This is a genomic window from Bacillus sp. 0102A (assembly GCF_036765155.1).
GTDB classification, from domain to species: Bacteria; Bacillota; Bacilli; order Bacillales; family Bacillaceae; genus Bacillus; species Bacillus subtilis_G.
The window spans coordinates 100,334-119,543 of sequence record NZ_JBAIZW010000001.1 but is presented as its reverse complement, the minus strand read 5'-3'; the positions used below and the strand labels follow the sequence as shown (position 1 = coordinate 119,543).

21 protein-coding genes are annotated in these 19,210 nt (G+C 43.1%); 19 read left to right on the top strand and 2 right to left on the bottom strand.

Annotated features, from left to right (window positions below):
- The first annotated feature begins 5 nt into the window (after window positions 1-5).
- From ribE to ribT, 4 genes are all read left to right on the top strand, one after another.
- Entirely contained in the window at window positions 6-653 is a 648-nt protein-coding gene (gene ribE, locus V6D41_RS00665) for a riboflavin synthase subunit alpha (RefSeq protein ID WP_333516948.1), read from the top strand.
- Between the two features lie 14 nt (window positions 654-667).
- A complete protein-coding gene (locus V6D41_RS00660) occupies window positions 668-1,864 on the top strand; it encodes a bifunctional 3,4-dihydroxy-2-butanone-4-phosphate synthase/GTP cyclohydrolase II (protein WP_333516947.1) in 1,197 nt (398 codons plus the stop codon).
- 32 nt (window positions 1,865-1,896) lie between these two features.
- Window positions 1,897-2,361 (top strand): 6,7-dimethyl-8-ribityllumazine synthase, encoded by a 465-nt coding sequence (ribH, locus tag V6D41_RS00655; RefSeq protein ID WP_003223915.1) that lies wholly within the window; start codon window positions 1,897-1,899, stop codon window positions 2,359-2,361.
- A gap of 113 nt (window positions 2,362-2,474) precedes the next feature.
- Window positions 2,475-2,849, top strand: a complete 375-nt coding sequence (gene ribT, locus V6D41_RS00650) for a GNAT family N-acetyltransferase RibT (protein ID WP_148961444.1) — start codon at window positions 2,475-2,477, stop codon at window positions 2,847-2,849.
- 13 nt (window positions 2,850-2,862) lie between these two features.
- Here ribT and V6D41_RS00645 read toward each other — a convergent pair whose 3' ends face one another.
- A complete protein-coding gene (locus V6D41_RS00645) occupies window positions 2,863-3,387 on the bottom strand; it encodes a DUF309 domain-containing protein (protein WP_333516946.1) in 525 nt (174 codons plus the stop codon).
- A gap of 273 nt (window positions 3,388-3,660) precedes the next feature.
- Here V6D41_RS00645 and scpA point away from each other — a divergent pair, with 273 nt between their 5' ends.
- The 15 genes from scpA to aroD all read left to right on the top strand — a co-directional run bounded on the left by scpA (window position 3,661) and on the right by aroD (window position 17,542).
- Entirely contained in the window at window positions 3,661-4,416 is a 756-nt protein-coding gene (scpA, locus tag V6D41_RS00640) for a segregation/condensation protein A (protein WP_148961446.1), read from the top strand.
- Entirely contained in the window at window positions 4,406-4,999 is a 594-nt protein-coding gene (gene scpB, locus V6D41_RS00635) for an SMC-Scp complex subunit ScpB (protein ID WP_333516945.1), read from the top strand. The genes scpA and scpB overlap by 11 nt, the downstream gene beginning before the upstream one ends.
- A 55-nt stretch (window positions 5,000-5,054) precedes the next feature.
- On the top strand, window positions 5,055-5,594 hold the full coding sequence (locus tag V6D41_RS00630; RefSeq protein ID WP_148961448.1) for a YpuI family protein: 540 nt from the start codon (window positions 5,055-5,057) through the stop codon (window positions 5,592-5,594).
- Between the two features lie 122 nt (window positions 5,595-5,716).
- Window positions 5,717-6,865 (top strand): D-alanyl-D-alanine carboxypeptidase family protein, encoded by a 1,149-nt coding sequence (locus V6D41_RS00625; RefSeq protein ID WP_333516944.1) that lies wholly within the window; start codon window positions 5,717-5,719, stop codon window positions 6,863-6,865.
- On the top strand, window positions 6,853-7,443 hold the full coding sequence (gene spmA, locus V6D41_RS00620) for a spore maturation protein SpmA (protein WP_024121904.1): 591 nt from the start codon (window positions 6,853-6,855) through the stop codon (window positions 7,441-7,443). The genes V6D41_RS00625 and spmA overlap by 13 nt, the downstream gene beginning before the upstream one ends.
- 4 nt (window positions 7,444-7,447) lie before the next feature.
- Complete coding sequence (spmB, locus tag V6D41_RS00615; protein ID WP_087990579.1) at window positions 7,448-7,984, top strand: spore maturation protein SpmB; 537 nt, start codon at window positions 7,448-7,450, stop codon at window positions 7,982-7,984.
- Between the two features lie 91 nt (window positions 7,985-8,075).
- On the top strand, window positions 8,076-8,810 hold the full coding sequence (rluB, locus tag V6D41_RS00610; protein ID WP_087990578.1) for a 23S rRNA pseudouridine(2605) synthase RluB: 735 nt from the start codon (window positions 8,076-8,078) through the stop codon (window positions 8,808-8,810).
- A 94-nt stretch (window positions 8,811-8,904) separates the two neighbouring features.
- The gene (gene resA / locus V6D41_RS00605; protein WP_333516943.1) at window positions 8,905-9,444 is read left to right on the top strand and encodes a thiol-disulfide oxidoreductase ResA; all 540 of its coding nucleotides are present in this window, start codon (window positions 8,905-8,907) and stop codon (window positions 9,442-9,444) included.
- On the top strand, window positions 9,441-11,051 hold the full coding sequence (resB, locus tag V6D41_RS00600) for a cytochrome c biogenesis protein ResB (RefSeq protein ID WP_333516942.1): 1,611 nt from the start codon (window positions 9,441-9,443) through the stop codon (window positions 11,049-11,051). Before resA ends, resB begins: the two co-directional genes overlap by 4 nt.
- A gap of 37 nt (window positions 11,052-11,088) precedes the next feature.
- A complete protein-coding gene (gene resC, locus V6D41_RS00595; protein ID WP_087990575.1) occupies window positions 11,089-12,264 on the top strand; it encodes a cytochrome c biogenesis protein ResC in 1,176 nt (391 codons plus the stop codon).
- A gap of 81 nt (window positions 12,265-12,345) precedes the next feature.
- Window positions 12,346-13,068 carry a DNA-binding response regulator ResD gene (gene resD, locus V6D41_RS00590; protein WP_148961451.1) on the top strand — a complete coding sequence of 241 codons (723 nt, stop codon included), beginning with the start codon at window positions 12,346-12,348 and terminating at the stop codon, window positions 13,066-13,068.
- A complete protein-coding gene (gene resE, locus V6D41_RS00585) occupies window positions 13,065-14,846 on the top strand; it encodes a sensor histidine kinase ResE (protein WP_333516941.1) in 1,782 nt (593 codons plus the stop codon). The genes resD and resE overlap by 4 nt, the downstream gene beginning before the upstream one ends.
- 192 nt (window positions 14,847-15,038) lie before the next feature.
- A complete protein-coding gene (gene sigX, locus V6D41_RS00580) occupies window positions 15,039-15,623 on the top strand; it encodes an RNA polymerase sigma factor SigX (protein WP_148961453.1) in 585 nt (194 codons plus the stop codon).
- A complete protein-coding gene (locus V6D41_RS00575; protein WP_333516940.1) occupies window positions 15,559-16,665 on the top strand; it encodes a GerMN domain-containing protein in 1,107 nt (368 codons plus the stop codon). Before sigX ends, V6D41_RS00575 begins: the two co-directional genes overlap by 65 nt.
- Window positions 16,666-16,774: 109 nt before the next feature.
- Entirely contained in the window at window positions 16,775-17,542 is a 768-nt protein-coding gene (aroD, locus tag V6D41_RS00570) for a type I 3-dehydroquinate dehydratase (RefSeq protein WP_333516939.1), read from the top strand.
- 42 nt (window positions 17,543-17,584) lie between these two features.
- Here aroD and serA read toward each other — a convergent pair whose 3' ends face one another.
- Window positions 17,585-19,162, bottom strand: coding sequence for a phosphoglycerate dehydrogenase (gene serA / locus V6D41_RS00565; protein WP_148961456.1), 1,578 nt, complete (start codon window positions 19,160-19,162; stop codon window positions 17,585-17,587).
- Between the last annotated feature and the right edge of the window lie 48 nt (window positions 19,163-19,210).

Genomic DNA, 19,210 nt, shown 5'->3' with positions numbered 1-19,210 from the left:
TGACCATGTTTACAGGAATTATAGAAGAAACAGGCACAATCGAATCGATGAAAAAAGCAGGGCATTCAATGGCCTTAACAATCAAATGCTCAAAAATACTAGAGGATGTTCATCTGGGCGACAGCATTGCGGTGAACGGCATTTGCCTGACTGTCACCGATTTTACAAAAAATCAATTCACAGTAGATGTAATGCCTGAAACAGTCAAAGCGACCTCACTAAATGAATTATCAAAAGGAAGCAAAGTAAATCTGGAAAGAGCGATGGCGGCAAACGGCCGATTCGGAGGCCATTTTGTCTCCGGACATGTCGACGGAACTGCTGAAATTGCACGAATTGAAGAGAAAAGCAACGCTGTTTACTATGATTTAAAGATGGACCCGTCTTTAACAAAAACATTGGTCCTAAAGGGATCCATTACCGTGGACGGCGTGAGCTTGACCATATTCGGCCTGTCGGAAGATACAGTGACGATTTCTTTAATACCGCATACCATCAGCGAAACGATTTTCTCAGAAAAAACAATCGGCTCTACAGTGAATATCGAGTGCGATATGATCGGAAAATATATGTATCGTTTTTTGCATAAAGCCAATGAAAATAAGACCCAACAAACCATTACAAAAGCCTTCTTAAGCGAAAACGGCTTTTAGAGAGGAAGATTCGCATGTTTCATCCGATAGAAGAAGCACTAGACGCTTTAAAAAAAGGTGAAGTCATCATCGTTGTAGATGACGAAGACAGAGAAAATGAAGGAGACTTTGTGGCTCTTGCCGAGCATGCAACCCCAGAAATCATTAACTTTATGGCGACCCACGGAAGAGGACTGATTTGCACGCCGCTTAGTGAGGAAATCGCGGACAAGCTTGATCTACACCCAATGGTTGAGCACAATACAGATTCTCATCATACTGCATTTACGGTAAGCATTGACCACCGCAAAACGAAAACGGGTATCAGTGCTCAAGAAAGATCTTTTACCGTTCAAGCATTGCTGGACAGCAAATCCGTGCCGTCTGATTTTCAGCGTCCGGGGCACATTTTTCCGCTCATTGCGAAAAAAGGGGGTGTCCTGAAAAGAGCGGGCCATACAGAAGCTGCTGTTGACCTTGCTGAAGCCTGCGGATCCCAAGGAGCCGGCGTCATTTGTGAAATTATGAATGAAGACGGAACGATGGCAAGAGTGCCCGAGCTCATTGAAATTGCGAAAAAGCATCAATTAAAAATGATTACCATTAAAGATTTGATTCAATACCGTTACAACCTGACAACACTTGTTGAGCGCGAAGTAGACATCACACTGCCTACTGATTTTGGCACATTTAAGGTTTACGGATACACAAATGAGGTAGACGGAAAAGAGCATGTCGCATTTGTGATGGGAGATGTGCCGTTCGGTGAAGAACCGGTATTGGTCCGGGTGCATTCAGAATGTCTCACAGGTGACGTGTTTGGATCTCATCGCTGTGACTGCGGCCCGCAGCTGCACGCCGCGCTGGCGCAAATTGCCGCTGAAGGCCGGGGAGTGCTCTTGTATTTGCGCCAAGAAGGCCGAGGCATCGGTTTAATCAATAAATTAAAAGCTTATAAGCTTCAGGAACAAGGCTATGATACCGTAGAAGCTAATGAAGCGCTTGGATTCTTGCCGGACCTTCGCAACTATGGCATCGGGGCACAAATGTTACGCGATCTCGGTGTGCGGAATATGAAGCTTTTGACGAATAATCCGCGAAAAATCGCCGGTCTTGAAGGCTATGGACTCAGCATTTCAGAAAGAGTGCCGCTTCAAATGGAGGCAAAAGAGCACAATAAAAAATATTTGCAAACGAAAATGAATAAACTGGGTCATTTGCTTCATTTCTAATCACAAATATCACAAAAAAGGATGGGAATCATATGAATATCATACAAGGAAACTTAGTTGGTACAGGTCTTAAAATCGGAATTGTAGTAGGCAGATTTAATGATTTTATTACAAGCAAGCTGCTAAGCGGTGCAGAAGATGCGTTGCTCAGACACGGCGTAGACACAAATGATATTGATGTGGCTTGGGTTCCAGGCGCATTTGAAATACCGTTTGCCGCCAAAAAAATGGCGGAAACAAAAAAATATGACGCGATTATCACATTGGGCACTGTTATCAGAGGTGCGACGACACATTATGATTATGTCTGCAATGAAGCTGCAAAAGGCATCGCGCAAGCAGCAAACACGACAGGCGTACCTGTCATCTTTGGCATTGTCACCACTGAAAACATCGAGCAGGCAATTGAGCGTGCCGGCACGAAAGCAGGCAACAAAGGTGTAGATTGCGCTGTTTCTGCCATAGAAATGGCAAATTTAAACCGCTCATTTGAATAATTTGTTGAAAACAGTTTAAAAATATGGCGAAAATGATATAATGTGAGAAAACGGATCACCTTTTCGTATCCGTTAATAGCCAGACTGGACATTTTGGATATAGAGGGGTTTTTATGTTAATTCGTTATAAAAAATCGTTTGAAAAGATTGCGATGGGGCTTCTTTCGTTCATGCCGAATGAAAAAGACCTTAAGCAGCTTCAGCAGACAATTAAGGACTACGAAACGGATACAGACCGCCAGCTCTTTCTTTGGAAAGAGGACGAGGATATCGTCGGAGCAATCGGAGTCGAAAAAAAGGATTCCGAGGTTGAAATCCGGCATATCAGTGTGAATCCTTCTCATCGCCATCAAGGAATCGGAAAACAGATGATGGATGCTTTAAAGCATTTATTCAAAACGCAGATATTGGTTCCGAATGAATTAACGCAGAGCTTTTTCGAACGTTGTCAAGGTCAGCAGGATCAAGACATTTCATACAATAATTAAGCAGAGGCTGTCATCAGCCTCTGCTTTTTTTTCTCCGTTCTATCTCTTTTTCACGCTCAAGGATGACCTCAGTCCGATCCCGCAAACGGTGCTTGTCAATAAGAAATGTGTCGGTGATTGTGCTGGGCTGCCCCCATGTGTACTCTGTTTTCTGACATACAATGCGGCATGTTTCCTCCAGCTTCTCATCTTTGATCGGCAGCATGATGCTTTTATAGGAAGATCCCATTTCGATTTGTTCGTAAACCGACTGCATAAGCTCAAGTAAACGGCTATGATCAAGTCCCAAGTCTTCGACCGCTTGTTTTTCGGCTTGAAGAATCCGGATGCTGTTCGCCATCAGTCGTTTTGCACCGGCTGTATTCTGCCTTCTATGATGATACAAAGCAACCGCAAGCTGAATAAAGCCGACCCAATACATTTTTCGTTGATTTGGAGGATCTTCCTTCCAATATTCTTCTAATATTTCATGGCATTCAAAATAATCCCGTGTTGCGTGAAATTCAACGAGATAATCAATATAAGCTTTCGGATACACGACGCTTCCTCCTTTAATGTGCTTTCAGTGTAACATAGGAAGAATAAAAGAAAAAAACGCTCAGCCCTGATTGATTCTTTGTTTATCACGACAATTGAAAGGGAAACCGCCGCAGGGGCCTTTCTCGCAACTCCTTTATTGTTTTGAATATTCAGTACAAATAGCTTCAAAACAGGAAATGAAATAGTATTGGACGAGAGCTTTTTGGTGGCTTATACTAAAGGATAGCCAGTTTATCCGGCAATGAGAGTGATACTTGAAAATGGTGAGATGATGGAAGAATATCAAGTGAAAATTGATACGTTTGAGGGCCCATTGGACCTGCTGCTTCATTTAATCAATCGTCTTGAAATTGACATATATGATATCCCTGTGGCGAAGATCACTGAACAATATTTATTATATGTACATACGATGCGTGTGCTTGAGCTCGATATGGCCAGCGAGTATTTGGTCATGGCTGCCACGCTGCTCAGCATTAAAAGCAGAATGCTGCTCCCGAAGCAAGAGGAGGAGCTTTTTGAAGATGAATTACTTGAAGAAGAGGATCCGCGGGAGGAACTGATTGAAAAGCTGATTGAGTATAGAAAATATAAAGATGCGGCGAAGGATTTAAAAGAACGGGAAGAAGAAAGACAAAAATCGTTCACGAAACCGCCGAGTGATTTGAGTGAATATGCAAAAGAAGTCAAACAGTCTGAGCAAAAGCTCTCAGTCACGGTCTATGACATGATCGGGGCTTTTCAAAAAGTGCTGAAACGCAAAAAAATAACAAAACCGATGGAAACAACAATTACCAGACAAGAAATACCAATCGAAGACAGAATGAACGAAATCGTGCACAGCCTGAAATCAAGAGGAACGAGAATCAACTTTATGGAGCTGTTTCCGTATGAGCAAAAAGACCATTTGGTTGTAACTTTTCTAGCTGTTCTCGAGCTGATGAAGAATCAGCGGATTCTCATTGAACAGGAGCACAATTTTTCAGATATTTACATTACGGGGAGTGAATCCATTCATGGGGCTTGATATCGTGAATTGGAAAGCTATAGTGGAAGCCCTTCTTTATGCGGCAGGCGATGAAGGGCTCACAAAAAAGCAGCTGTTAACAGTGCTTGAAATCGAAGAGCCTGAACTGAATACTATCATGGCCGAGGTGGCTGACGAATACCGCGGGGATGCAAGGGGCATTGAACTTATTACATATGCAGATACGTACATGCTCTCTACCAAAAAAGCCTTTGCGCCGTATTTGAAAAAACTAATAGAAGTGCCGTCAAAGGGCCTTTCTCAAGCTTCATTAGAAGTGCTGGCCATTGTTTCTTATAAACAGCCGATTACCAGAGCAGAAATTGAAGAAATCAGAGGCGTGAAATCAGAGCGGATTTTACATAGCCTCGTCGCGAAGGCTTTATTGTGTGAAGTTGGACGGGCTGACGGTCCGGGACGGGCCATATTATACGGCACCACGCCGACTTTTCTTGAACAATTCGGTTTAAAAACGCTGGACGAGCTTCCGCCGCTGCCTGAAAATGCGGAAGAAGACGTTCTTCAAGAAGAAGCAGATTTATTTTTTGAAAACTTTAACCAAACCTTCGAAGATATAAAATAGAAGTTTAATGAATCGCGCTTTTTCATCATCATAAGATATAAGGAAAGAAGCTATTATGAAAGAAGCAAAATGTGAGAGACAAAGACATGAGGGGAAGATACCAAACGAAATGGGACATTCGATTGTGCGAGCGCAGACTCAAAAAACAGGCGAATTCTTATCAATGGTTGTCAATACTGTTAACGATTACCTAAACCAAACAACGCTTGCGTCCTTGCAGGCTGAATTGCCTATTGAGAAAGGATACTGCTGTGATGTGCTGAGCACTCTGAGAAGAATGACAGTATATTGTGAAGGAGGCGCAGAAGCGTGCCGCCGTCTCCTGATGCAGGAGCCTTTTCAAGAAGCCAGAGCGGGAAAAACACTTTACAAGGTGTATCACCAATGCATTGAAGAGTTCTTTATGCCGAAAAAGGACACGTGGTGTGAAAATAGCCGGGCGTCTTATACCGGGGTCAGCGCAATTGAGTTTTACCATGCTGTTCCTGCGTCGCTTGAGCAATTATTATTGCCGCTGAGCGCAGCCTTTCTGAGAATGAGAGAAGAGCTGGCTCATTACGAAGCGTCCGGATCAAGCATGGCGCCAATCAGATAACGTTTACTCTCCCTTTTTCAGGGAGAGTTTTTTTATGTTTGCCTGCAGATCTATAATTGGTATTCATAACTGGTGGACATGCGCATAAACTTGTACAAACCACCACAAGGACGTGAGCAAACATGCGCATTTTCAAAAAAGCAGTATTCATGGTTATGATTTCTTTTCTTTTTGCAAATGTAAATGTGAACACAGCACATGCTGCTATAGATGTCAGTGCAAAAAGTGCGATTGTCATTGATGGAGCGTCAGGCAGAGTGTTATTTGCCAAGAGCGAGCATGAAAAAAGGCGGATTGCAAGCATCACAAAAATCATGACGGCTGTTCTCGCCATCGAATCCGGCAAAATGGATGAAACGGTGACGGTTTCGGCAAATGCTGTCAGAACAGAAGGCTCTGCCATTTATTTAACAGAAGGCCAAAAAGTGAAACTAAAAGATCTTGTGTACGGCCTCATGCTGAGATCAGGAAACGACGCCGCTGTTGCGATTGCTGAACATGTCGGCGGAAGTCTCGATGGATTTATTTATATGATGAATCAAAAAGCCGAGCAGCTTGGCATGGAGAATACCCGTTTTCAAAACCCGCACGGATTGGACGACCACAAAAACCATTATTCAACAGCCTTTGATATGGCCATTTTAACCAAATACGCTATGAAGCTGAAAGACTATCAAAAAATTTCAGGCACAAAAGTCTACAAAGCAGAAACGATGGAAAGCGTTTGGAAAAACAAAAATAAACTGCTGACGATGTTATATCGATACAGCACAGGAGGAAAAACAGGCTATACAAAACTTGCAAAACGGACACTGGTCTCAACAGCCACAAAAGATGGCATTGACCTGATAGCCGTGACCATCAATGATCCTGACGATTGGGATGATCATATGAAAATGTTTAACTATGTGTTTAATCATTATCAAACCTATTTAATCGCGAAAAAAGGGGACATTCCAAAGCTGAATGGCACATTTTATGAATCTAAGGCTTTTATTAAACGGGACATCACCTATTTGCTGACTGAAGAGGAAAAAGAAGAAGTCAACATTCAAACCACGCTGCTTAAACCGAAAAAAGCATGGGAAAAAGATGCCTCAAAGATTCCCGACATCGTAGGGCACATGAAGATCATGTTTAACGATGAAACCATCGCAAATGTGCCGATCTATTATGAAAATGAACGAAATCAAAAACCGAAGAAACAATTTTTTGAAACGTTCAAATCAATCTTTCTGAATGCGGCTGGCGGGGCAAAATGGTCAATATAATATGGGTCAGCTTAACTGTGATCGGACTTGTTTTTGCGATGTGCAACGGAACCTTGCAAGATGTAAATGAAGCTGTGTTTAAGGGGGCAAAGGAAGCCGTTACGATCTCATTCGGGCTGATGAGCGTGCTTGTTTTCTGGCTTGGCTTAATGAAAATAGCCGAGCAGTCAGGGCTTTTGGATATTTTCAGCCGGATGTGCAGGCCTTTTATATCTAAGCTGTTCCCGGATATCCCTCCGGATCACCCGGCGATGGGCTACATTTTATCTAATCTCATGGCGAACTTCTTCGGCCTTGGGAATGCGGCAACTCCGCTGGGCATTAAAGCAATGGAGCAAATGAAAAAGCTGAATGGAAACCGATCGGAAGCAAGCCGGTCGATGATTACTTTTTTAGCTGTCAATACGTCCTGCATCACTCTCATTCCAACAACCGTAATCGCTGTCCGAATGGCTTATTCCTCCAAAACACCGACAGATATCGTCGGACCAAGTATTTTGGCGACCCTCATTTCTGGAATCGGCGCCATTATCATTGACAGGTATTTTTATTACCGCCGCAAAAAGAAGGGAAGGTGAGCGGATGGAAATCATTAATTGGCTGTCTTTAGCCATGATTCCGATCATTATTGCCGGCATTCTTCTTTATGGAACAATCAAAAAGGTTCCCACATATGAATCATTTGTCGAAGGCGGAAAAGAAGGGATAGAGATCGCCTTTTCCATTATCCCTTACTTAGTCGGAATGCTTGTCGCCATTACTGTTTTCAGATCATCAGGCGCGCTTGATTTTATAATGGACCTTTTAAAACCGGTTTTCTCCGCTATCGGTATACCCGCTGAGGTGGTTCCGCTTGCCCTGATCCGCCCGATCTCCGGTACGGCTGCACTCGGTATGACAACCGATATAATTGCAGTTTACGGGCCGGACTCCTTCATCGGCAGACTGGCATCCGTTATGCAGGGGTCAACGGATACAACGCTTTATGTGCTGACTGTGTACTTCGGGGCAGTCGGCATTAAAAAAATGGGTGATGCATTAAAGGTGGGACTTCTTGCTGATTTAATCGGTGTAGTTGCATCTATCATCATCGTTACGTTATTATTTGGGGGCGCCTGAAAACGGCGTTTTTTTAGATTGGGCGCATACAGTCTGAAAAAGCTTGTTTGTTCAGGTCGAAAAAAGTAAGATAATACTTGAGGTGAAAGACATGGAAAGACTGCAAAAAGTGATTGCTCATGCCGGATTTGCATCGCGCAGAAAGGCAGAAGAGCTGATTAAAGAAGGAAAAGTAAAGGTGAACGGCAAAGTAGTAACAGAGCTTGGTGTTAAGGTCACCGGTTCTGATCAGGTTGAGGTAAACGGGTTAAAGGTTGAACGCGAAGAGCCGGTTTACTTTCTCTTATATAAACCAAGAGGCGTTATTTCTGCAGCCCAAGATGACAAAGGACGCAAAGTCGTGACGGACTTTTTTAAAGAAGTCCCGCAGCGCATTTATCCGATCGGGCGTTTGGATTATGATACGAGCGGTCTTTTGCTTTTAACCAATGACGGCGAGTTTGCCAATAAGCTGATGCATCCTAAATATGAAATAGACAAAACATACGTGGCGAAGGTGAAAGGCATTCCGCCTAAAGAGCTGCTCAGAAAGATGGAGCGCGGAATTATGCTGGAAGAAGGCAAAACGGCGCCTGCTAAAGCGAAGCTTCTGTCTTTGGATAAGAAAAAGCAGACAAGCATTATTCAGCTGACAATTCATGAAGGACGCAACAGACAGGTGCGGCGCATGTTCGAAGCGATCGGGCATGAGGTAATCAAGCTGAAGCGCGAAGAATACGCGTTTTTAAACCTGCGAGGCTTGCACACGGGAGATGCCAGAGAACTTACGCCGCATGAAGTCAAAAGACTCAGAGCGCTGGCGGAGCACGGTAAAAACGCTTTCTAAATTTCACATAACCTTCAAAAAGTAAGAAATGTGAAATGAATGTGCAATGATATAATTGAATGGATCTGCAATAGGGGGAAGGGGGCAGTGGACAATGAAGAAAAAAAGGCGTTTATTCATTCGGACCGGCATCCTTCTCGTTTTAATCTGCGCGCTTGGCTATACGATTTACAATGCTGTATTTGCCGGCAAAGAGAGCATATCCGAAGGGTCCGACGCACCGAATTTTGTCCTTGAAGATACGAATGGGAAGCGTATCAAGCTCAGTGATTTAAAAGGGAAAGGTGTTTTTTTGAATTTCTGGGGTACATGGTGTGAACCGTGCAAAAAAGAATTTCCTTATATGGCGAACCAATATAAGCATTTTAAAGACAAAGGTATTGAAGTTGTCGCGGTAAATGTTGGGGAGTCAAAGATAGCAGTACATAATTTTATGAAATCCTACGGAGTCAATTTCCCGGTTGTTCTGGATACAGATCGCCAAGTGCTTGAGGCCTATGACGTATCTCCGCTTCCGACAACCTTTTTAATCAATCCGGAAGGAAAAGTTGTCAAGGTGGTGACCGGCACTATGACAGAAAGCATGATCCATGATTATATGAATCTGATAAAACCCGGAGAGACTTCGGAATGAAGCAAGTCAAATGTGAATGCGGACATGTAAACCCGGTCGGAACCGTTCTATGTGAATCGTGCGGAAGAGCTCTCCAAGTCACTCAGCCTCCGCTTGCTGATATGAGATATGACGGAAGCGCAAGGCGTTCACAAACTTATAACAAAACGATTATTGATAAAATTTGGAATTTCTTTTCTTCGGTTAAGGTTGGAATCTGGCTGATCATGATAACCCTTGCTGCATCAGCGTTCGGCACCATTTTTCCCCAAGAAGCCTATTTGCCGCCGGGCGCACAGGCTGACACCTATTACAAAGAGCAGTACGGCACATTTGGTCAGCTTTATTATTTGCTCGGATTTCATCATTTATATGGTTCTTGGTGGTATTTGCTGCTTATCGCCTCGATCGGCATTTCACTCGTGATTTGCAGCCTCGATCGGGTCATTCCGTTGTACAGGGCGTTAAAGAAACAAGGTGTCAAAAGGAGTCCTGCTTTTTTAAGAAGGCAGCGCTTGTTCAGTGAAACGGATACTGGATTGGATGGGGAAGTAAAAGAAAAGGTTGTAGCTCTCTTAAAGAAAAAGCATTATAGAATCAGAGAAAAAGAGGGAAGCATTCTTGCCGAAAAAGGGCGTTTTTCCCGCTGGGGCCCGTATGTCAACCACATTGGATTGATTATCTTTCTGATTGGTGCGATGCTGAGATTTGTGCCTGGCATGTACGTTGATGAGACGCTTTGGGTCAGAGAAGGCGAGACCGCGGCAATACCGGGAACAGACGGTAAATATTATTTAAAAAACAATCAATTCAGCGTAGAGACCTATAACAGTAAAACGGAAAAAAAGGTATTCGCAGATGCCATTGACAGAGTCGGGGACGGGAAAGTGGCAAAGAACTTTCAAACAGATGCCGTACTCTACAAGAGAGAAGGAAAAATTGTTTACGGTGAGAAGCCAAAACTGAAAAAAATATCAGAAGAGGATATCCGTGTCAATCAGCCGCTGCGTTTTGATTCTTTTTCCGTTTACCAGGTGGATTATAAAGAGAATCAGCTTGATCAAATGGTGTTTCAGCTTATAGACAAAAAAACGAAAAAATCCTTTGGGAGCATGAAGATCAACCTTTTGGATCCAAATTCGGTTTATGATCTTGGCAACGGTTACAAAATTGAAATCGCCAGCTACTTGCCCGACTTCTATTTTAATCAGGACGGGGAACCGAGCACGAAAACAAAGATCCCTAACAATCCGGCTTTTGTCTTTAATGTCATAACACCAGACAAACCGAAGGGTGAAAAGAGCTTTGTCGCCATCCAAGAAACAATCGAAGGCTCCGGCAGCAATAAATACAAGCTGAAATTTGACCATGTCGAAACGAAAAGCATTACCGGACTTACAGTCAGAAAGGATCTGACACTTTGGGTGCTTGCCGTCGGCGGAGCTATTTTTATGATCGGTGTCATTCAAGGAATGTACTGGCAGCACCGAAGAATTTGGCTGCGCTCACAGGACGGGGCAGTTATGGTGGCGGCGCATACCAATAAAAACTGGTATGGCCTGAAGAAGGATTTAGCATTTGTATTGGCTGATTCCGGACTGACTGAACCGGCGGACCAAAAAGAATGAATCAAAACACAGAAATAGGCGAAAAGGGAGTGATGACATGGCAGAGCTGAGCGGAAATTTTTTATATGCGGCCTTTCTTGTGTATTTAATCGCTGTCCCGATTTTCGGCGGGGCCATACGAGGAAATAAAGATCAAAAGGGCAAGCCAAACCGATGGGCCAACATTGGAATCACTCTTTCTATTATCGGTTTTCTTTGCCACCTTGGATATTTCAGCACAAGGTGGGCTGCCAGCGGCCATGCGCCTGTCAGCAATATGTTTGAATTCACCACCGCGTTTGGCATGATGCTCGTTTTAGCGTTTATTATTCTTTATTTTATCTACAGATTGCCTTCATTAGGCTTGTTTACGTTGTCAATCGCTTTATTGCTGATTGCATACGCCAGCATGTTTCCGACGGATATCTCGCCATTAATTCCGTCCCTACAGAGCAATTGGCTGTATATTCACGTAACAACGGCCGCGCTTGGGCAAGCTATACTTGCCATCAGCTTTGTCGCAGGTGTCATTTTTCTTTTAAAGCATGTAGACCAGACAAAACGCAGCAAAAAAACCTTCTGGCTTGAAGCGATTATGTTTATCCTTGTCACAACCGTCGCTTTTATTTTGATCACATCAGCATTTCGTCTTGCAGGCTATGAGGCGGAGTTCAACTGGGTGGATAAAAATAAGGAAAAAAGCGTGATGGTGTACGAAATGCCTGCGCTTGTCGGCCCGCATCAGGGAGAGCTTTTGACCGAGGAGAAAATGGAGCCGCTTGTTGAGCTTCCTGCTCTTTTCTCAGGCAGAAAGGTGAACACTGTCATTTGGTCATTTGGCGCAGGGCTGGTTTTGTACGGCGCGCTTCGTCTGATTATCAGAAAAAGAATCAGTGCCCTTTTACATCCGCTTGTGAAAAACGTCAATCTTGATCTGGTGGATGAGGTTGGGTACAGGGCCGTATCAATCGGGTTTCCGATCTTTACGCTCGGCGCGCTGATCTTTGCAATGATTTGGGCTCAGCTCGCGTGGACCAGATTTTGGGGCTGGGACCCGAAGGAAGTATGGGCGCTGATCACCTTTTTGTTTTATGCCGCGTATTTGCATTTAAGACTGTCAAGAGGCTGGCACGGTGAGAAGTCAGCATGGCTGGCCGTAATCGGTTTTGCTATTATTATGTTTAATTTAATATTCGTAAATCTAGTGCTTGCCGGACTTCATTCTTATGCTTAGTCCTAAGAAAGCGACACAGTTCTCAAACTTTCTCACGATTTGATAAAATGAAAGTAACAGAAGGAAAGCAGGGGGAAAACGATGGACCAAACGAACGAAACCAAAATATTAGTAGTTGATGACGAAGCCAGAATTCGCCGCCTTTTAAGAATGTATCTGGAACGTGAAAATTATGTCATAGACGAAGCGGAAAATGGTGATGAAGCCATTGCCAAAGGACTTGAAGCCAACTATGACTTGATTTTGCTTGATCTGATGATGCCGGGGACTGATGGAATTGAAGTGTGCCGGCAACTTCGGGAAAAAAAAGCGACACCAATCATCATGCTGACCGCAAAAGGAGAAGAAACAAATCGGGTGCAGGGGTTTGAAGCGGGAACAGATGATTATATCGTCAAGCCGTTCAGCCCGAGAGAAGTCGTGCTGCGGGTAAAGGCCCTTTTGAGAAGAGCATCCCAAACCTCTTATATCAACGCCAATACACCGACGAAAAATGTGCTTGTGTTTTCACATCTGTCCATTGACCATGATGCCCACCGCGTAACGGCGGATGGAACAGAAGTAAGCCTGACGCCGAAAGAGTATGAGCTCCTACACTTCTTAGCGAAAACTCCTGACAAAGTGTATGATCGGGAAAAGCTTCTCAAAGAAGTGTGGCAATATGAGTTTTTTGGTGATCTGCGGACAGTGGACACTCATGTTAAACGCCTGCGAGAGAAGCTGAACAAGGTATCCCCGGAAGCTGCGAAAAAAATTGTCACCGTATGGGGTGTAGGCTATAAATTTGAGGTAGGCGCTGAATGAAATTTTGGAAAAGCGTAGTAGGCAAGCTGTGGTTTACGATCCTTTCACTCGTTTTGATCGTATTATTTATTTTAACGGTTCTTTTGTTGGAGTTTATTGAAAATTACCATGTGGAAGAAGCCGAGAATGATTTAACTCAGCTTGCGAATAAAGTTGCTGTCATCTTAGAAAATCACGAGGACCAGGCGCTGGCAAGATCAATCACTTGGGAGCTCGCTGATAACTTAACAAGCATTGCAATCATTCAAGATGAGAAACAGTATTGGTATTCTCCGAATGATAAAAATCGCCTGTCGTCTATTACGGTTGAGCAAATACAGCATGACAATGACTTAAATGAAGCTCTCCAAGATCATAAAAAAGTAAGCAAACGAACGGGGCTGAGCGATACAGACACGGATAATGAGCGTCTGATTGTAGGTGTCCCGTATGAAAAAGACGGAAAGAAAGGCATGGTCTTTTTATCCCAGTCTTTGCTTGCCGTTAAAGATACAACAAAACACACGACCCGCTATATTTTTCTGGCCGCGGGGATTGCGATTGTACTGACCACGTTTTTTGCTTTCTTCTTATCAAGCAGGGTCACGTATCCGCTTCGAAAAATGAGAGAGGGCGCACAGGACTTGGCAAAGGGCAAGTTCGATACAAAAATCCCAATTTTAACTCAGGATGAAATCGGTGAACTGGCAACTGCTTTTAATCAAATGGGGCGGCAGCTTAACTTTCATATTAATGCGCTCAATCAAGAAAAAGAACAGCTTTCTAATATTTTGAGCAGTATGGCTGACGGGGTCATTACCATTAATATTGACGGTACGATTCTTGTGACAAACCCGCCGGCTGAACGTTTTCTTCAAGCTTGGTATTATGAGCAGAACATGAATATTAAAGAAGGGGATAACCTTCCGCCTGAAGCAAAAGAGCTGTTCCAAAATGCTGTCAGCACTGAAAAAGAACAAATGATAGAAATGACGCTGCAGGGCAGATCATGGGTGCTTTTGATGTCGCCGCTTTATGCGGAAGCGCATGTCAGAGGAGCGGTTGCCGTGCTGCGCGATATGACGGAAGAACGACGCCTTGATAAGCTGCGTGAGGATTTTATCGCAAATGTCAGTCATGAGTTGAGAACACCGATTTCCATGCTTCAGGGATACAGTGAAGCGATTGTCGATGACATTGCAAGCTCTGAAGAAGACCGAAAAGAAATTGCTCAAATCATTTATGATGAATCGCTGCGAATGGGCCGCTTAGTCAACGATCTGCTTGATTTAGCCCGAATGGAATCAGGCCATACAGGCTTGCATTATGAAAAAATCAATGTTAATGAATTTTTAGACAAGATCATCCGGAAATTTTCCGGCGTTGCTAAAGAAAAAAATATTGCTTTACATCAAGACGTTTCTCTCATAGAAGAGGAATTTATGTTTGATGAAGACAAGATGGAGCAGGTATTTACCAATTTGGTCGATAACGCGCTGCGGCATACTTCATCCGGCGGCAGTGTTTCTATTGAAGTCCATTCTGTGAAGGATGGATTGAAAATCGATATCAAAGACTCTGGATCCGGTATACCGGAAGAAGATCTCCCTTTTATCTTTGAGCGGTTCTATAAGGCAGATAAAGCGAGGACAAGAGGCAGAGCAGGAACCGGACTAGGGCTGGCTATTGTTAAAAATATCGTGGAGGCCCACAACGGGTCAATTACGGTGCACAGCCGAATGGATAAAGGAACGACATTTACATTTTATATTCCGACAAAACCACAAAATCGAGTCTGAATTTGCCGAAGAATCTTGTTCCATAAGAAACACCCGCTGACTTTAGCGGGTGTTTTTTTAAAAGCCAATATTAATAAAATTTAAGGATATGTTAATATAAATTCCCTTCCAAATTCCAGTTTCTCGTAATATAGTTGTAATGTAACTTTTCAAGCTATTAATACGACAAAAAAGTGAACGGAGGGGTTTCAAATGGAAGAAACCTTTCAATTGTTATATGATACTTATCATCAAGATTTGTACCAGTTTTTATTTTATATGGTAAAGGATAAAAACCAGGCTGAAGATCTTCTTCAGGAGGTTTATATCCGGGTATTACATTCTTATCATACGTTTGAAGGAAGAAGCAGTGAAAAAACATGGCTTTTGTCTGTCGCGCGCCATGTTGCGATAGACTGGTTCCGTAAACAGCAGACGATCAGACAGCGTATACTCGGCACATTTGATTGGGATACACAGGATGTCAGAGATCAGCAATTGCTTCCGGATGAACTTGCGGTTCAACATGAAAACGTCCGGGAAATTTATGCTGCGCTTGATCAATGTACGATCGATCAAAGAGCTGTGATTATCTTGCGGTTTATTCAGGGATATTCAATACAGGAAACAGCCAATGCTCTGCGCTTCTCGGAAAGCAAAGTCAAAACGACCCAACACAGAGGGCTCAAAGTACTTCGGAAACATATGGAGCTTTTGAGGGAGGAGCTAATGGATGATGAAGTCAGATTGGAACGAAGAGCAGATAAAGGAGTTGTTAAGTCAACTTCCGGCAGTTAAAGACCATCGTTCGCCCCAAGATATTTACAAGCGGCTGACGATGGCAAAAATCAAAAAAAAGCCAGCTGTTAGGTGGATTGGCCCCGCGTGTGCCACTGCAATTGCGGTTTATATCGCCTTCATTATTTCTCCTCAATTCTTTGATCAGGCACAACCTCCACAAAAAGAAGCGTCCCAAGAGAACGCTGTGACGAAAACTGAGACAGCAGACAGCCCAAAGGCTGCATCATCCCTGGATCAGACATCGTATGTTGTTTCTGAAAAGGAACAGAACAATTACATCACTGTAGCGATTGCTGATGCTGAAACATCCGCAATTATACCTCTTAGCATCAAAAAAACAAACGAAGACCAAACGATACAGGAGATGTTGTTTGAAAGCAGTGAACTGGGTATTTTGGATCATGCCATTACGATCCCATCCTTCATAGATGAAATAGAGGTAAAGGAAAAACCAAACCAGAAGGAATTAAGTATACGAGTCCATCAGCCGGTTCAGGCTTTTTCTGTAAAAGATGATACACTGTTAAAAAAATTGCTGAAAGAATCTTTAAAATGGAGTCCTTATGAAAAAATCAAATTTTTATCGGATCAAAACGATAGTGGCATCCGTATTGGCTCATATGGCACTTTTACGGAAATTTCGATTCCCAAACAGTCGAAAAGAGCCTACTACTTGTACCGAAATAAACAAGGACAAGACTTTCTCGTACCATCAGAAAAAACATTTGATACGGTAAAAGAAGCGATTAAGGAAATGGAATCGAGCAACCAACAAGAAACAACACCTCTTTTTCAAGCGGGAGCTGTCAAATCTGTAACGAAGAAAAAGAAACACTTATATATCCACTTCTCAAAAGACTCAGAAGTTGACGATTCTATTGCTGGTATCTTAATGCTTGAAGGACTTCTTTTAACAGCAAAGGAATTTGGTTTTACAAAGGTGACCTTTACGGAAACCAGAACAAAAAAAATCGGCAGGTATGACGTATCAGGTGCTATTCCGGTACCTGCTGCTCCAAACCCGATCTCTTTAAACTAAAAGTGGCCCTCAGGGTCTTTTTTAGTTGCCTTTCATATAATAGAAATTTTCAAAAAATAGTTGTGCGTGTATAATAAAACAAGGTAACGATTGAAAGGATTTGAGATGAGTGAACGTGTTAACAATCAAAGGAGTTCCCATCGGAGAAGGAATGCCGAAAATCATCATCCCGTTGATGGGAAAAACGGAAAAACAAATTTTGAACGAAGCAGAAGCTGTAAAATTACTGGATCCGGACATTGTGGAGTGGCGAGTCGACGTATTTGAAAAAGCAAACGACAGTGAAGCTGTCACACAGATGATTTCTAAGCTTCGGGAGTCTTTAGCTGACAAACTGTTTCTATTCACCTTCAGAACCCATAAAGAAGGCGGCAGCATGGAAATGGATGAAAGCTCATATATTGCCTTGCTGGAAGCGGTAGTCCAGACAAAAGACATCGATCTTATTGACATTGAATTATTTTCAGGAGATGCAAATGTGAAAGCGTTAGTATCGCTGGCAGAAGAACATAATGTCTATGTGGTGATGTCAAATCATGATTTTGAGAAAACGCCTGCGAAAGATGAAATTCTTTCGAGACTTCGAAAAATGCAGGATTTAGGGGCGCATATTCCAAAAATGGCTGTCATGCCGAATGATACAGGAGATCTCTTAACGCTGCTTGATGCAACGTATACAATGAAAACAAAATATGCAAATCGTCCAATCATTACAATGTCTATGGCTGCAACAGGACTGATCAGCAGACTGAGCGGCGAGGTTTTTGGATCAGCTTGTACTTTTGGCGCCGGAGAAGAGGCCTCGGCACCTGGTCAAATACCTGTTTCTGAGCTGAGGAGTGTCTTAGACATTTTGCACAAAAACATACGAAAATAAAACAATAAAAAACTCAAGCTATACAGCTTGAGTTTTTTTGATTTATGGAAGATCAATGAGCTTAACAGATACAATATCGGGAACTTCTGTTAGTTCTTTCACGATTTTATCTTCCAAATGTCTGTCAAAGGAAAGCATCATGATGGCTTCTCCGCCTTTTTCTTTACGGCCAACCTGCATGGTTGCTATGTTAATATCGTTATCTCCGAGAATACGTCCTACTCGACCGATGACACCTGTTGTATCCTGATGCTGGATATATACCAAGTGACCTGTCGGATAAAAATCGATATTAAAGCCGTTGATCTCGACAATACGTTCTCCGAAATGAGGGATATACGTAGCCGTCACAGTAAAGGTGCTGCGGTCTCCCGTTACTTTTACGCTGATGCAGTTATCGTATCCAGATTCAGAAGAGGAAATTTTTTCACTGAAGCTGATGCCACGTTCTTTTGCGACACCGCCGGCATTGACTTCGTTAACAGTTGAGTCAACGCGCGGTTTTAAAAAGCCTGACAGAAGGCTTTTTGTAATGAACGATGTTTCAAGTTTAGCAATTGTGCCTTCATACTGAATGGCAACATCCTGTACCGGCTCTTTCATGCATTGGGATACTAGGCTGCCAATTTTTCCTGCGATTTGATGGTAAGGCTTAATCTTAGCGAATTCATCTTTTGTCATGGCTGGCAGGTTGATAGCTGACATGACAGGAAGACCTTTTGCGAACTGCAGAACTTCTTCTGACACTTGAGCCGCGACATTCAGCTGTGCTTCTTTAGTCGATGCTCCCAAGTGAGGAGTTGCAATGACTAATGGATGATCAACGAGTTTATTGTCCACAGGCGGTTCAACTTCAAAAACGTCAAGCGCCGCTCCGGCAACATGCCCGCTTTCCAAAGCTTCGAGAAGTGCAGCTTCATCGATAATACCGCCTCGCGCGCAGTTAATTAAGCGAACACCTTTTTTCGTTTTTGCAATCGTTTCTTTGTTCAACAAGCCTTTTGTTTCTTTTGTTAAAGGCGTGTGAACAGTAATAATATCCGCGCTTTCAAGCACTTCTTCAAATGTACGGCTGTTTACACCGATTTTTTTCGCTCTATCTTCAGTTAAGAAAGGATCAAAAACGTGAACGGTCATACCGAACGCTCTCGCACGTTGTGCGATTTCGCTTCCGATTCGGCCTAATCCAACAATCCCAAGCGTTTTCCCGTAAAGCTCTGAACCGACATAAGCCGTGCGGTTCCACTCTCTGGATTTCACGGAGATATTAGCCTGAGGAATGTGTCTCATTAAAGAAGAGATCATCGCAAATGTATGCTCAGCTGTCGAAATGGTGTTGCCGTTTGGAGCGTTAATTACGATGACGCCGTGTTTAGTCGCCTCGTCAATATCGATATTATCTACACCGACACCGGCTCTTCCGACAATTTTTAAAGAAGTCATTTTGTTGAAAAGGTCTTCTGTTACTTTTGTTGCGCTTCGCACCAAAAGAGCATCAAAAGTATGTAATTCATCCTCTGCATCTGCTGCGTTTTTTTGAACGATTTCAATAAAGTCTGATTCAATAAGTGGCTGTAAGCCGTCGTTGCTCATTTTGTCTGAGACCAATACTCGAAACATCGTTAGATTTCCTCCTAAATTGACAAACTAAATATCTGATAATTTAAC

What these genes read in the sequence shown, in the direction of transcription:
- resB (WP_333516942.1), top strand. Translation starts at nt 9,441, where the DNA reads ATGAAGCAAGTCAAATGTGAATGCGGACATGTAAACCCGGTCGGAACC.
- rluB (WP_087990578.1), top strand. Translation starts at nt 8,076, where the DNA reads ATGGAAAGACTGCAAAAAGTGATTGCTCATGCCGGATTTGCATCGCGC.
- resD (WP_148961451.1), top strand. Translation starts at nt 12,346, where the DNA reads ATGGACCAAACGAACGAAACCAAAATATTAGTAGTTGATGACGAAGCC.
- resE (WP_333516941.1), top strand. Translation starts at nt 13,065, where the DNA reads ATGAAATTTTGGAAAAGCGTAGTAGGCAAGCTGTGGTTTACGATCCTT.
- V6D41_RS00660 (WP_333516947.1), top strand. Translation starts at nt 668, where the DNA reads ATGTTTCATCCGATAGAAGAAGCACTAGACGCTTTAAAAAAAGGTGAA.
- resC (WP_087990575.1), top strand. Translation starts at nt 11,089, where the DNA reads ATGGCAGAGCTGAGCGGAAATTTTTTATATGCGGCCTTTCTTGTGTAT.
- V6D41_RS00625 (WP_333516944.1), top strand. Translation starts at nt 5,717, where the DNA reads ATGCGCATTTTCAAAAAAGCAGTATTCATGGTTATGATTTCTTTTCTT.
- ribT (WP_148961444.1), top strand. Translation starts at nt 2,475, where the DNA reads ATGTTAATTCGTTATAAAAAATCGTTTGAAAAGATTGCGATGGGGCTT.
- sigX (WP_148961453.1), top strand. Translation starts at nt 15,039, where the DNA reads ATGGAAGAAACCTTTCAATTGTTATATGATACTTATCATCAAGATTTG.
- spmB (WP_087990579.1), top strand. Translation starts at nt 7,448, where the DNA reads ATGGAAATCATTAATTGGCTGTCTTTAGCCATGATTCCGATCATTATT.
- scpA (WP_148961446.1), top strand. Translation starts at nt 3,661, where the DNA reads ATGGAAGAATATCAAGTGAAAATTGATACGTTTGAGGGCCCATTGGAC.
- V6D41_RS00630 (WP_148961448.1), top strand. Translation starts at nt 5,055, where the DNA reads ATGAAAGAAGCAAAATGTGAGAGACAAAGACATGAGGGGAAGATACCA.
- ribH (WP_003223915.1), top strand. Translation starts at nt 1,897, where the DNA reads ATGAATATCATACAAGGAAACTTAGTTGGTACAGGTCTTAAAATCGGA.
- serA (WP_148961456.1), bottom strand. Translation starts at nt 19,162, where the DNA reads ATGTTTCGAGTATTGGTCTCAGACAAAATGAGCAACGACGGCTTACAG.
- ribE (WP_333516948.1), top strand. Translation starts at nt 6, where the DNA reads ATGTTTACAGGAATTATAGAAGAAACAGGCACAATCGAATCGATGAAA.
- V6D41_RS00575 (WP_333516940.1), top strand. Translation starts at nt 15,559, where the DNA reads ATGATGAAGTCAGATTGGAACGAAGAGCAGATAAAGGAGTTGTTAAGT.
- resA (WP_333516943.1), top strand. Translation starts at nt 8,905, where the DNA reads ATGAAGAAAAAAAGGCGTTTATTCATTCGGACCGGCATCCTTCTCGTT.
- spmA (WP_024121904.1), top strand. Translation starts at nt 6,853, where the DNA reads ATGGTCAATATAATATGGGTCAGCTTAACTGTGATCGGACTTGTTTTT.
- scpB (WP_333516945.1), top strand. Translation starts at nt 4,406, where the DNA reads ATGGGGCTTGATATCGTGAATTGGAAAGCTATAGTGGAAGCCCTTCTT.